This window comes from Arthrobacter crusticola (assembly GCF_004357995.1).
GTDB lineage: Bacteria > Actinomycetota > Actinomycetes > Actinomycetales > Micrococcaceae > Arthrobacter_D > Arthrobacter_D crusticola.
The window spans coordinates 731,688-743,526 of the sequence record NZ_SMTK01000001.1 but is presented as its reverse complement, the minus strand read 5'-3'; the positions used below and the strand labels follow the sequence as shown (position 1 = coordinate 743,526).

The window sequence follows — 11,839 nt, the reverse complement described above, 5'->3', positions numbered from 1 at the left end:
GGTGGCGCCGGAGGGGGTTGGTGAGCGGTTGTGCGGAGCGCATTCCCTAGATGTGCGGCTTCCGCGATGGCGTTCCCCTCCCGGGCCTCAGGGGGTCACCTCGCTGGGGGAGGCACGCGCCGCGCGGGATGTCCTGATGGCGCGGAGGGTGAGCTGAGCGGCGACGACGAGGAGCAGCAGGCCAAAGAGAATACCTGACAACCGTGCCGGCAGGGCCAGAGCGAGTGCAGCACCCGGTATGGAAGCAGCCGTTGCGGCCACCCCAACGATAAGGCCGGCGCCGACGTCAACTGTTCCGGCCCGCCAGTTGGCGCCCGTGCCGATGGCGCTGGTGGGGATCATGACCAGCAATGAGGTGCCTTTGGCGATGAGGTCGCTGATGGCGAAGATGCCGATCAGGGCCGGCACGACGATGATTCCGCCTCCGATTCCGAACAGGCCCGAGAGTATCCCCATGACCAGGCCGAGCATGACATAGCCAAGCGCGACCAGCGCAGAGAACTCAACGCTTTCTCCGCGGACCGGCGAGACCAGGACCATGCGTGCTGCAACTAGGAGGATGAAGACGATGAACATCCAGCGCAGCCACACGATGGGGAGTCTTTTCAGGAGGGCGCTTCCGAGCAGCGCACCGGCGATGCCGCCAATGGCAATGAAGAACCCCGCAAGGAGGTCGATCTCACCGGCAAGCAGATAGGTGGCGGAGCCTACGACCGATGCCGGCACGATCGCGGCAAGCGAGGTCGCGGCGGCCCTGCGCTGGTCGAAGTCCGCCAGGGCCATCAGCAGCGGCACCATGATGATTCCGCCACCGATGGCGAACAGGCCGGACAGCAGCCCTCCCACCACTCCGACGCCTATGAGGGCAATCCAGAATCCCGTCCCCGCCGCCCGGGGTGCCGGCTGGGCACTTTCCTTGACGCCGCTCATTTCTCTCCTCGATTGGGCGGATGTACTTGGAGTGGCTGTCGTTCAGTTCCAGGTGAAGAGTGCGGGCTGCTGGCCGGCCAGGTCCGGGTCTGCGTAGACATGCAGACGGCTGATCAGCTGGCCTCGGAACTCAAAGACATTGCAGAAAAGACCGCTGCTCCGGGCGTCACCGGGGAAAGGCACACCGGAGGCGAGCACCCCGGATTCCGCCCCTTCGACGACGACACGGTTGTCGCTGGAGGTGAAGGTCATGCGGGACTGCGGGTGATCGAAGGAGGCCACAGCCGACGTCAGGCCGACAAGAAACGGAACGATTTCCGCTTTCCCATGGGCGAATCCAAACTTCGGGAAGAAAATCTCCGTGTCATCGGTGAACATATCGAGCAGGTTGGGGTCACCGGAGTCGACTTTTCTGAAGTACTCCTTGGCCAGAGCAATTCGCTCCGCCGCACTGATCTGGTCCTGATCCAAAGTGATGCGCCTTTCAATTCCTGCGTTCAAGGGGAGCCCGCCCCTGTTCGCGGTCCCGTGGGCTGGTTGCTGAGGCCCCCGGGAGCAGGTCGAGGATGCTGGGGGAGGTCCGTTCTAGTTGTTTCCGGTGCCCAGGGCTTTCTGGAGCGAGCGGATTGCCTGCTCGATGGCGGCGGTTGTTCCCCGGGTCACCCGTTCGGGGTTGAGCATCATGAAGTCGTGGGTGACGAAGTTATAGCGGACGCTGGTGGTGGGCACCCCGGCTTCGACGAGTTTGGCGGCGTAGGCCTCGCCCTCGTCCCGGAGCGGGTCGTTCTGGTCCACGAGCAGCAGGGCCGGCGGAAGCCCCCGGAGGTCCTCGAGCGTGGCCCTCAGCGGTGAGACGGTGATTTCCGAGCGGCGGCTGACGTCGGGGAGGTAGGCGTCCCAGAACCAGGCCATGCTTCTGGCGGTCAGGAACGGTCCGTCGGCGAAGGTGCGGTAACTTTCGGTGTCCTGGCCGGCGTCCGTGACCGGATAGTACAAGGACTGGTGGACGAAGGTCACGTCACCGCGCTGCTTTGCGAGCAAGGTCAGGGCCGCGGTCATGTTGCCGCCGACCGAGTCACCGGCAACGGCCATGCGGGACCCGTCGAGGCCCTCCGTGGCGCCCTGCTTCGTGATCCACTGGGCGGTGGCGTACGCCTGCTCGATGGCCTTCGGATATTGGGCCTCGGGGGAGCGCTCGTATTCGACGAAGGCCAGGGCGGCGTTGGCCCCTGCGCACAGTTCCCGGATGAGACGGTCGTGGGTGCCGGAGTTGCCCAGGATCCAGCCGCCTCCGTGGACGTAGAGGATGACAGGCAGCGTCCCGGACGCACCCACGGGTTTGATGATGCGCACCTGTACGTCTCCGACGTCTGCCGGGACGGTGATCCACTTGTCCTCGCCGATCTCGACCTTGTCGACCGGAGCGGCCTGGAGGTCATCGAGCAGTTTGCGGGCCCCTTCGACCCCCAGATCGGCCAGAGCCGGTGGCTGGGCGGTGGCGTCGGCGATGATCTGGGCACCTGGTTCGAGCACTACTTTGGACATGATGAAACCTTTCTAAAACTGCTGGACTGCCGGCAGATGGATTGATGGGTGGATCAGTGGTGGTTCATTCGGGACGTTCCGGTGCGGGGTAGGTGGTGACCAGCGGCGCGTCCTCTTCGACGAAGTAGGTCGAGAGCATTCTCGTGGTGACCGAGCCGACATTCACCGCATTGTGGATGGTGTTCGGCGGGATCAGGAACGGGCTTCCGGCGTGAAGCTCCAGCGGGGGCCTGTCGTCGAACTCCATGGAGACGTCTCCGCGGATGATGTACCCGACTTCGGGCCCGGGATGGCTATGTCGGCCGGAGGAGGTGCCTGCGGGGATTTCCACCAGGGTCTGGCGGATTCTCCAGCCCTGGACCGGGCTGGACGCGTCTTGCAGGCTGACCCGTGTGAGGGCTGGCCGAGCCTCGCGTGAATCGGTCATGTTCCTGATCCTTCTGAGATTGGCGGCTCGTGTTGCCCGGTTACCCTCTTACTGGCGGCCGGTGGTGGCGGCGGCGGCTTCGCGGATGAGGTCAACGACTTGGGCCGCTTCGGGAATCGCCACCGTGTGGGAGCCGCCCTGGAGCTCGATCGTTTTCCGTGACCCGGCGCGCTCGGCCATGAAGCGGTGGGCGGCGGCCGGGATGTTCCGGTCCTCGGCACCGAAGAGGAACCATGAGGGCACCGACTTCCACGCCGGCTCTGTGGAGGCCTCCGAGAAGGCGGCCTCCAGGATGGGGCGCTGGCCGACACCCATCACCGCGGCGACCTCCGCGGAGGAATCGGCCGCGAACTGCGCGTGGTAGCGGCTCTGCATGATGTAAAGGTCCCTGCCGCCGGGGACATCCACCGCGGCGAGGGTTTCCCCCAGGGTGGAGCCTGCGAACTTGTTGGCAAGCTCCCCGGGGGTCTCTCCTTCCTCGGGTGCGAAGGCGCCGATAAACACCAGGGCTTTCACATTGGGGTTGCCGGTGCCGCCGCCGCTGATGACCGTGCCGCCGTAGGAGTGCCCGACCAGGATGATCTCGCCGGCGATGTCGGCCAGCAGGGCCCGGAGGTATTCGGAATCGACGGTGACCCCGCGCAGCGGGTTCGCGACGGCGATCGCCGGGTAGCCCTCGGCCAGAAGCGGGCTGATCACCGCATTCCAGCTCGATGAATCCGCGAACGCGCCGTGGACGAGCACGACGGTGGGCTTGGCGGGGGACGGATCGGTGATGCTCATGATGTTCTCCCTTGTGCAGTGGGCGCTGGTGCCGTGCCCGCGCGGGCCTTTGACAGCTCAAGTCTCGTCCGTCGTCTCCACCGCCGCGCCGGGGATACCCGGAGTAATGCTCTGGTAAACCCCCCTGCAGAAGAGCAGACTGAGTGGGAGGCTGGGGGATGGCCCAATTCGTGCTCGTCGTCGATGATGATGAAAGGTTTCGGGACTTGGCCAGAAGACTGCTCGAGAGCTGCGGGTACGCGCCAGGGGGCGATGCTGGAAACGTGGCCGAGGCATTGCGTTGTGCCGCCGCCTCGCGGCCAGACGTCGCACTTGTCGATATTGGGCTTCCTGACAGCGACGGCCTGGAACTGAGCCGGCAGCTCACCGGAGCGCCGTATCGGGTTCGGGTAGTGCTGATTTCCGCCGATAGCGACGCAACCTCGGCTGAGGGAGCCGCCGCGGTCGGGGCGGACGGGTTCATTCCGAAAAGCGAATTGTCGTGCTCGACGCTTCGGTCGATCATCGGCGACGGGTAGGGAAGGTTGGTGAGTTCACCGGCACCGTTCCCGGTGCGCATTGCCGTCGGAGAGGACGATGTACTCCTCCGTGAGGGAGTGACGCGGGTGCTCCTGGGTGCAGGACTGGATGTCGTCGCTTCGACTGGGGATGCGACCAAACTTCTCGCCATGACTTTGGCGTTCCGTCCCGATGTCGTCGTCGTCGATGTTCGAATGCCTCCACATCACGGTGACGATGGCTTGCGGACCGCCATCGAAGTCCGCAAACGCCTGCCCGCTACGGGAGTGGTGCTGCTGACGCAGTACTGCGAGCCCGAATTCGCGATCGATCTGATCGGTGATCGGCCGCAGGGCGTCGGATATCTCCTCAAAGAACGTGTGGGGGACGTCGACGATTTCGCAGCGGCGGTCAAACGGGTCGCCCATGGAGGAAGTGCCCTGGACCCCGAGGTTGTCACACGGATGCTGCGGCCGCGCACTGTCCCCTCCGAGCTCGCTGATCTCACCGACCGCGAGCGCAGTGTCCTGGCCTGCATGGCAGAAGGCTTATCGAATCGAGGCATCGCCCGTGCGCTTCTCATCAGCGAAGCGGCTGTCGAGAAGCACGTCACGGCGACGTTCCGGAAGCTCGGGCTCGCCCAGCTGACCGATGGCCACCGCCGGGTGCAGGCCGTGCTCCGCTACCTCGCCGCTCAGGGTCCCTGATCATGAGCCCTTCCGAGCTTCCGGTTCCCGATCATGACCTCGAAGGGTTACAGAGACTAGCCAGCGAAGGGCGCTCTCTCCGCGACATCGCTGACCTCGTTGCGAGAGCGAGCCGCACTGAAGATGTGTTTCAGTTGGCAGCGATTGAGGCATCCCGGCAGCTTGACGGTGACGCGGTCACGATCACTCGATACACCGCTGGCGACGAAATCACGGTCGTGGCCGCCCATGCCGGCCCGACGCCGATCGGCACCCGCATAAAGTTCGGACCGGGTACCCAGCCGTATCGAGTACGCCATCAGAAATCCAGCGTGCGTGTTGATGACTTCAGGCTCGAGGTCAACGCCGCGCTCGCCGAGAAATATGGGCTTCGGGCGTGCGTTTCAGTACCGGTGATCATCGAAGGCGTCGTCTGGGGTGCGTTCTCAGCCACCTCACTCACCGGGCCCCTACCCAGGCGCACTGAAGACAGACTCGAGAGCTTCGCTCAACTCGTTGTGACGACGATCGCCAACATCGAAGCCCGGGAGGAACTGAGCGCTATTGCCCAGCACGATCTCGCAATCCGGCTTTTGGCCGAGCAATCAGTAACGGGCACCTCATCCGAAACCGCGGTGGCGATGACAGTGGCTCACGCGCTGACCCTGCGAGGCGTCGCGCGGGCATCGATCAATCCCGACCCGATGACGCTTTCGTCACCTCCAGAAAGCCCGACCTCGACGGCGGAGGATCACTTATCCCTGTCCTACCCCATCCAGACCCACGAGCGCACGTGGGCTTACCTCGAGATTGAAGCGCAGGCCCACCAGTTACCCGATACGACCAGTGCGCGGTTAGGGAACCTCGCGCAGGTCGCCGGCCAGGTCGTGTCCGCGATCCTGACCCGCCTGCACCTGCGTCACCTTGCCGAGGAGCAGGCAGCACTTCGCAGGATTGCCGAGCTCATTGCAAGCGGCGCAGCGCCGTCGGACGTCTTCCATTCCATCGCGGCAGAACTGTCCCGCCTGCTCGCTGACTCGCCGGTCGTGCTCGTGCGATTCGACGCGGACGGACCGGTGATCGCGGCGGCCTGTCAAAGCGGGATCGCGGCAGGAACAAGACTCCCCGCGGTCAAAGAAACACCTGTCGAGCGGAGCCAGCGCGGCTCAAGGCACCTCGACGAGATTACTTCCGCCGCGCGTTGGGTGTTCGGCGGCGACGCAGAAGCCCACGCCGGGGTACCCGTCACCGTCGCAGACCAGTTGTCCGGCGCTTTGCTCGTTGCGCCCCGTCCGGATTCGACGGCGGACCCTGCCGGAACCGATCTGGAAGCCTTTGCTGATCTCGCTGCGGCCACTTTTGCCAACGCCCGGGCCAGGGAGGCGCTTATCGCATCCAGGGAGCGCATGGTCAAAGCCGCAAACGACGCACGGCACCAGCTGCAACGCGATGTGCACGACGGAGCGCAGCAGCGGTTGGTACACACCATTCTGGCGCTGAAGCTCGCCCGCGACCGGGGCGCGCACGGCATGTCCACGGCCGCCCTCATTCAGGAAGCGTTGATGCACGCCGAGGAAGCCAACCGGCAACTGCGGGACCTGGTGCGGGGCATCCTGCCCGTCGCGCTTACCCGAGGAGGTCTCGTGGCCGGCATTGAATCCTTCGTCACCGACCTGCCGGTGCCCGTCACCTTGCACCTGCTGCTGCCCAGGCTTCCCGGGACGGTAGAGACGACAGGGTATTTCACCGCCGCCGAGGCGATCACGAACGCGATCAAGCACGCACACGCAGAGCATGTCGACGTCGCCGCCTGGCTCTCGGAAGCAGGCGACGAGCTTCACCTACGGGTGCGCGACGACGGCGTGGGCGGCGCCGACCCTGACATGGGAACCGGACTCACCGGACTGACCGACCGCATCGAGGCCGCCGGTGGAACGATCACCATCACGAGCCCACCGGGATCCGGCACGGACCTCGACGTGACTCTTCCACTGTCCTCGGCTTCGCAACACGACCGGGACAGGTGACTGGAGCCGCCATCAGGACTCACCTCGGTCCGGCTCGTTCCAGCCCGCCCCACACTGTGCCCGGCGATGAGGGGACGCGGCTCCTACTGCGGGTCCTGGACGGCTTCCGCCGGGGACCATCCCAGGGCGGGACCCAGGATGGTGGCGATGTCCGTGAGGATCTGGACATAGTCCTCATGATCGAAACTGAACGGTAAGGCGAAGGCCACCTCATCGACCTCCTGGAAGCCGGCGTGTGCGTAGAGCTGTTCCGCGATCTGGTCGCTGGTGCCGATAAGATCCGGGGCGAACAGCATCCCCCGCGGCCCCTGCGGTGCCCGGGTGCGTGGTAGGCGTTCCTTCACATACTGTGTGTACTTCTCCCGCTGGCTCGACGACGCCGAATCGGTCGGGATCACCACCAGGCCCTGCGAGACTCGGGCCCCTCCGGGCGCTTCGGGCGATGCCGCCGCTGCTTCACGGTAGGCGCGGATCTGGGACTGCTGGATTTGGTCGAAGACAGGGTCCTGGTTCTCGTCAGGAAAGATCACGCTGCTGGAGAGCAGGTTGAACCCATTCGCTGCGGCCCAGACGGCCGACCTCCTGCTCCCTGCCCCGTACCACAGGCGTTGCCGGAGCCCGGGGGAGTGCGGCTCGACACGGTCGGAAAACTCCTCGACCACGCCCTGCCTTCCGGAGAAGGCCCGTATCGGCTCCCCGGCGACGAAGCGGGCGAACCGTTCCACGCGTGCGTAGCTGAAGTCCTCCGACGCCGACGAATTCGGGTACAGCTCGTCCTTCACCGTGTCGTAGTGCATCGGTTCCCCAACACTCAGGCCCGGATTGATTCGCCCGCCCGAAAGGAGATCGACCGTGGCCAGATCCTCGGCCAGGCGCAGCGGGTTCTCCCAGCCCACCGGTGTCACGGCAGTCCCAAGCTCAATCCGGGAGGTGCGCTGGCTGGCGGCGGCCATCATCGCAACCGGCGAGGAGATGCCGAACTGCAGGTGGCGGTGGCGCAGCCAGGCGCTGTCAAACCCCAGCCGCTCGCCGAGTTCGATGACCTGCAGGGTCGACTCATGCCCTGCGGCCGGATCCGCCGGGTCGAACAAACCGATCGTAAGGAATCCGAGCTTGCGTAGCGGGCGGGGGGAGACGGGCATGGGCTTCCTTCGAGGATCGGTGTGCAACTGATCTCAGACTATGCGCCGGGTCTCGCGCCACCCGCGGGGAGGAAGGAAAGTTACCCTTCGCGTCATCCACGCCGCCCCTTACCCATGAGTTGAAGCATATTGATCCGTTCGACGGCTGCCGCTCCTGGCGCCAGCAGCCAGTGACCCTATCCCCGCCGGCGGGCCCGGATGGCGACACCGTCCTGATAGTGGATCAGACGGCGTCCCCGTCCCTCACCGAGCTGGATCCACAGCATGCTGCGGTCCTCGGCGAGATCGTCGACCCACCCGGGGAGGCTGTGGCCATCGACCGGCTCGACGGTCACAGCCTGCCCGCGGCGCAGGTCTTTCCAGTTCATCCCGGTTTCCGGTGACCCGACGCCCGCTGCACTGTCGTGCCCGTCAGCTGCCTGTGACACGCCGCCCTCCTGTTCCGCCCCGCATGATCGATGTGTTCCAAGGCTTCCACGAGGAAGTGAACGCGCCATGAACCGACGGTGAAGACGCCGCTTGCCATCCCTCCGCCATCCAGCCGCCGGCCGCCACGTGGGATGCGTCACTCTGTCTACCGGACCGTGGCCGTTACCGCGCGGACCAGCCGCCGTCCATGGTGTAGCTGGCGCCGGTCACCATTCCGGCGTCGTCCGATGCCAGCCACGCCACCAGTGACGCTACTTCCGTCGGCTCCACCAGGCGCTTGATCGCCGATTCGGTAAGCATCACCTTGGCCAGGACCTCGGCTTCGGGGATGCCATGAACGCGGGCCTGCTCTGCCAGCTGCTTCTCCACAAGAGGGGTTCGGACGTAGCCGGGATTGATGCAGTTGGAGGTAACGCCGTGTCCGCCCCCTTCGAGTGCCGTCACCTTGCTCAGCCCTTCCAGGCCATGCTTGGCGGAAACGTAGGCGCTCTTGAACGCCGAAGCGCGGAGTCCGTGCACGGAGGACACGTTGATGATGCGTCCGAAGCCGTTGGCGTACATGGAGGGCAACGCGGCCCGGATCAGCAGGAACGGTGCTTCCAGCATCAGGGCAATGATCCTGCGGAATTCCGCCGGATCAAACTCCTCGATCGGGCTTATCCGCTGGATTCCTGCGTTGTTCACCAGGATGTCGCAGTCCAGACTCACGGTGGTGAGCGAGTCCACGTCCAGCAGATCCACTGTCCATGAGGTGCCGCCGACCTCATCGGCGAGAGCGGCGGCGCTGGCAGAGTCGACGTCGGCCACCACCACTTCCGCGCCCCGCCCCGCCAGTTCCCGGACGCACGCAGCACCGATTCCACTGGCACCTCCGGTTACCAATGCCTTGCGGCCCTTCAAAGCGTCTTCCATGTCCATCCCGGCTTCCTCTGTTGTACGAACGGACTGTCTCACCAGCAGCTCAGCGCGTTCCGGCCGGGACTACTCCTTCGCGGGCGGCGTCTGCCCTGTCCACTTCCTCCAGCGCGATGCCCTTCGTTTCCCTCAGGCTCAGCACGGCAACCGAGGTGATGGCGCACGCCACAATCAGGTAGACCGCGGTGGGCACCCAGGAGCCGGTGTCTTTCAGCCACTGGGTGGCGAGCAGCGGAGCCAGCGAACCGGCGAAGATGGAGGTTACCTGGGAACCGAGCGATACACCGGAGTAGCGCATGCGGGTGGGGAACAGTTCGGCCATGATGGCCGGCTGCCCGGCGTACATGAACGCGTGCAGGCACAGCCCAACGGTGACGGCGGCAACGATGGCCGCGGCATTGCGCGTGTCGAAGATGGGGAAGGCAAAGAACGGCCAGCTGGCACCGAGGACGGCTCCGACAAGGTAGACCGGCTTCCGGCCCCAACTGTCCACGAGACGTCCTACCTGCGGTATGACCAGAAAATGCACGATGTGGGCGATCAAGAGCGCCAGCAGGAGCGAGGACGTGTCGTACTGGTGGACGGTCTTGAGGTAGACGATCGAGAAGCTGACCACCAGGTAGTACATGATGTTCTCGGCGAAACGGAGCCCCATGGCCTGCAGGATTCCCTTGGGGTACTTGCGGACCACTTCGAAGACGCCGTAGCTGACGGCCTGCTCCTTCTCCACCAGAGCCTTGGCCTCCAAGAAGATCGGCGCTTCGGTGACATGGGTGCGGATGTAGTAGCCAACGAAGACGATCACCGCTGAAAGCCAGAACGCCACGCGCCAGCCCCAGCTGAGGAACTCTTCGCTGCTGAGCACTGACGACATGATGAACAGCACGAGCGTGGCCAGCAGGTTGCCCACCGGAACGGCGGCCTGGGGCCAGCTGGACCAGAACCCGCGGGACTTTGCGGGGCTGTGCTCCGCAACCAGCAGGACGGCCCCACCCCATTCGCCGCCCAGGGCAAAGCCCTGAATGAAGCGCAGCGCGACCAGCAGCGCCGGCGCCAGGTAGCCGATCTCGGCGAAGCCGGGCAGGCAGCCCATCAGGAACGTTGCCACGCCTACGATCACGATTGTCAGCTGGAGCGTGGGCTTGCGGCCCAGCTTGTCACCGATCTGCCCGAACACAATGCCGCCCAGCGGGCGTGCTACGAACCCGACGGCGTAGGTGAGGAAGGCCTGGATGATGCCGTCCAGCTCATTCCCGGTGGCAGGGAAGAAGTACTTGCCGAAAACCAGGGTGGCGGCCGTGGCGTAGAGAAAGAACTCGTACCATTCCACTACGGTGCCCACCATTGAGGCGGCGACGATCTTCTTGAGTCCGGAACCTTGGGATGCGGTTCCGGTTGCCTTACGCGGCGGGCGTTGCTCGACGCTCATGGGGTTCTCCTTTGAACATGGAATGGCATGCTGTGATCTTCAGCACTAATGCTCCGATGGACTTTACTGCACAGATCGGTCCCGTCCATGGCGAGTACAGCACCATAACTGTGCATAATTGCAGATATGATCGCCCGTCCTGACGACCTGCTGGTCCTGCTCGAGGTTTCCCGCTCCGCCAAGTTCACCGCGGCGGCCCAGGCCCTAGGACTGAACCACACCACCGTCGCGCGGCGGATCGCCGCCCTGGAGAAGGCACTGGGCGGCCGGGTTCTGGCACGGGCCACCAGCGGTTGGGAGCTGACGGCTCTTGGAGCCCAGGCGGTGCTGGTGGCGGAGCAGGTGGAGGCGGCAGTGGGCGCACTCGGCCCCGCTGGACGGGCACCCGACCCGATCACCGGCGTCGTGCGGATGACCGCCACGGACGGATTCAGCGCCTACATCGCGGCGCCGGCCGTAGCGCGGCTGCGGCGCGAACATCCGGGGCTGAGCGTGGAGGTTGTGACCATGACCCGGCGTGCCCTGCAGCAGCGTTCCGGACTCGACATCGAGGTGGTGGTCGGTGAACCTCAGGTGCACCGGGCCGAAGCGGTCCGTCTGGGCGAGTACATGCTGGGGATCTACGCCTCGCGGGGCTATTTGGCGGAGCATGGAATCCCGGCCACCATGGCCGATCTCAAGGAGCATCCGCTCGTCTACTTTGTGGATTCGATGCTGCAGGTGGATGCCCTGGACGCCCCGCGGCGGCTGGTGCCCGAGATGCGGGACGGGTTCACGTCCACGAACGTTTTTGTCCATGTGGAAGCCACCCGTGCAGGAGCCGGAATAGGTTTCCTGCCCTGCTTCATGGGTGACCTCCACGACGACCTCGTCCGCCTGCTGCCTGCCAACGTCGCCGAACTACTGCCCTACTGGATGGTGCTCCGCCCCGACTCGATGCGGCGTCCTGCGGTGGCCGCCGTGGTTCGCGCACTGCGGGAGCAGATGGCCACAGACCGCGAGAAGCTGCTGGGCCGCGGCTAGGGCCG

At 65.2% G+C, this 11,839-nt stretch carries 13 protein-coding genes; 4 read left to right on the top strand and 9 right to left on the bottom strand.

The features are described 5' to 3' along the window. Nucleotides 1-87 precede the first annotated feature (87 nt). The 5 genes from E2F48_RS03515 to E2F48_RS03495 all read right to left on the bottom strand — a co-directional run bounded on the left by E2F48_RS03515 (nt 88) and on the right by E2F48_RS03495 (nt 3,685). Nucleotides 88-930, bottom strand: a complete 843-nt coding sequence (locus tag E2F48_RS03515; protein ID WP_133402579.1) for a sulfite exporter TauE/SafE family protein — start codon at nt 928-930, stop codon at nt 88-90. Between the two features lie 42 nt (nt 931-972). Further along, nucleotides 973-1,401, bottom strand: coding sequence for a nuclear transport factor 2 family protein (locus tag E2F48_RS03510; RefSeq protein WP_133402578.1), 429 nt, complete (start codon nt 1,399-1,401; stop codon nt 973-975). A gap of 114 nt (nt 1,402-1,515) precedes the next feature. Beyond that, nucleotides 1,516-2,475, bottom strand: coding sequence for an alpha/beta hydrolase (locus tag E2F48_RS03505; protein ID WP_133402577.1), 960 nt, complete (start codon nt 2,473-2,475; stop codon nt 1,516-1,518). 64 nt (nt 2,476-2,539) lie between these two features. Then, nucleotides 2,540-2,902, bottom strand: coding sequence for a cupin domain-containing protein (locus E2F48_RS03500; RefSeq protein ID WP_133402576.1), 363 nt, complete (start codon nt 2,900-2,902; stop codon nt 2,540-2,542). A gap of 48 nt (nt 2,903-2,950) precedes the next feature. Next, nucleotides 2,951-3,685, bottom strand: coding sequence for an alpha/beta fold hydrolase (locus E2F48_RS03495; protein ID WP_133402575.1), 735 nt, complete (start codon nt 3,683-3,685; stop codon nt 2,951-2,953). A 158-nt stretch (nt 3,686-3,843) separates the two neighbouring features. Here E2F48_RS03495 and E2F48_RS03490 point away from each other — a divergent pair, with 158 nt between their 5' ends. From E2F48_RS03490 to E2F48_RS03480, 3 genes are read left to right on the top strand one after another with little or no spacing between them, the layout of a single operon-like run. Continuing rightward, nucleotides 3,844-4,203, top strand: a complete 360-nt coding sequence (locus E2F48_RS03490) for a response regulator (RefSeq protein WP_133402574.1) — start codon at nt 3,844-3,846, stop codon at nt 4,201-4,203. 9 nt (nt 4,204-4,212) lie between these two features. Continuing rightward, nucleotides 4,213-4,890 carry a response regulator transcription factor gene (locus E2F48_RS03485; RefSeq protein WP_246018492.1) on the top strand — a complete coding sequence of 226 codons (678 nt, stop codon included), beginning with the start codon at nt 4,213-4,215 and terminating at the stop codon, nt 4,888-4,890. Between the two features lie 2 nt (nt 4,891-4,892). Then, a complete protein-coding gene (locus E2F48_RS03480; protein WP_133402573.1) occupies nt 4,893-6,896 on the top strand; it encodes a GAF domain-containing sensor histidine kinase in 2,004 nt (667 codons plus the stop codon). 83 nt (nt 6,897-6,979) lie between these two features. On the opposite strand, the gene E2F48_RS03475 is transcribed toward E2F48_RS03480, so the two are convergent. The 4 genes from E2F48_RS03475 to E2F48_RS03460 all read right to left on the bottom strand — a co-directional run bounded on the left by E2F48_RS03475 (nt 6,980) and on the right by E2F48_RS03460 (nt 10,811). Continuing rightward, nucleotides 6,980-8,038, bottom strand: a complete 1,059-nt coding sequence (locus E2F48_RS03475; protein WP_133402572.1) for an LLM class flavin-dependent oxidoreductase — start codon at nt 8,036-8,038, stop codon at nt 6,980-6,982. A 176-nt stretch (nt 8,039-8,214) separates the two neighbouring features. After that, a complete protein-coding gene (locus tag E2F48_RS03470) occupies nt 8,215-8,466 on the bottom strand; it encodes a hypothetical protein (protein ID WP_133402571.1) in 252 nt (83 codons plus the stop codon). 163 nt (nt 8,467-8,629) lie between these two features. Further along, nucleotides 8,630-9,379: a 3-hydroxybutyrate dehydrogenase gene (locus tag E2F48_RS03465; RefSeq protein ID WP_133402720.1), complete on the bottom strand. Its 750-nt coding sequence runs from the start codon at nt 9,377-9,379 to the stop codon at nt 8,630-8,632. A 49-nt stretch (nt 9,380-9,428) separates the two neighbouring features. Next, nucleotides 9,429-10,811: an MFS transporter gene (locus E2F48_RS03460; RefSeq protein WP_133402570.1), complete on the bottom strand. Its 1,383-nt coding sequence runs from the start codon at nt 10,809-10,811 to the stop codon at nt 9,429-9,431. Nucleotides 10,812-10,937: 126 nt separating this feature from the next. On the opposite strand from E2F48_RS03460, the gene E2F48_RS03455 reads away from it, so the two are divergent. Further along, nucleotides 10,938-11,834 (top strand): LysR family transcriptional regulator, encoded by an 897-nt coding sequence (locus E2F48_RS03455; RefSeq protein ID WP_133402569.1) that lies wholly within the window; start codon nt 10,938-10,940, stop codon nt 11,832-11,834. Nucleotides 11,835-11,839 lie beyond the last annotated feature (5 nt).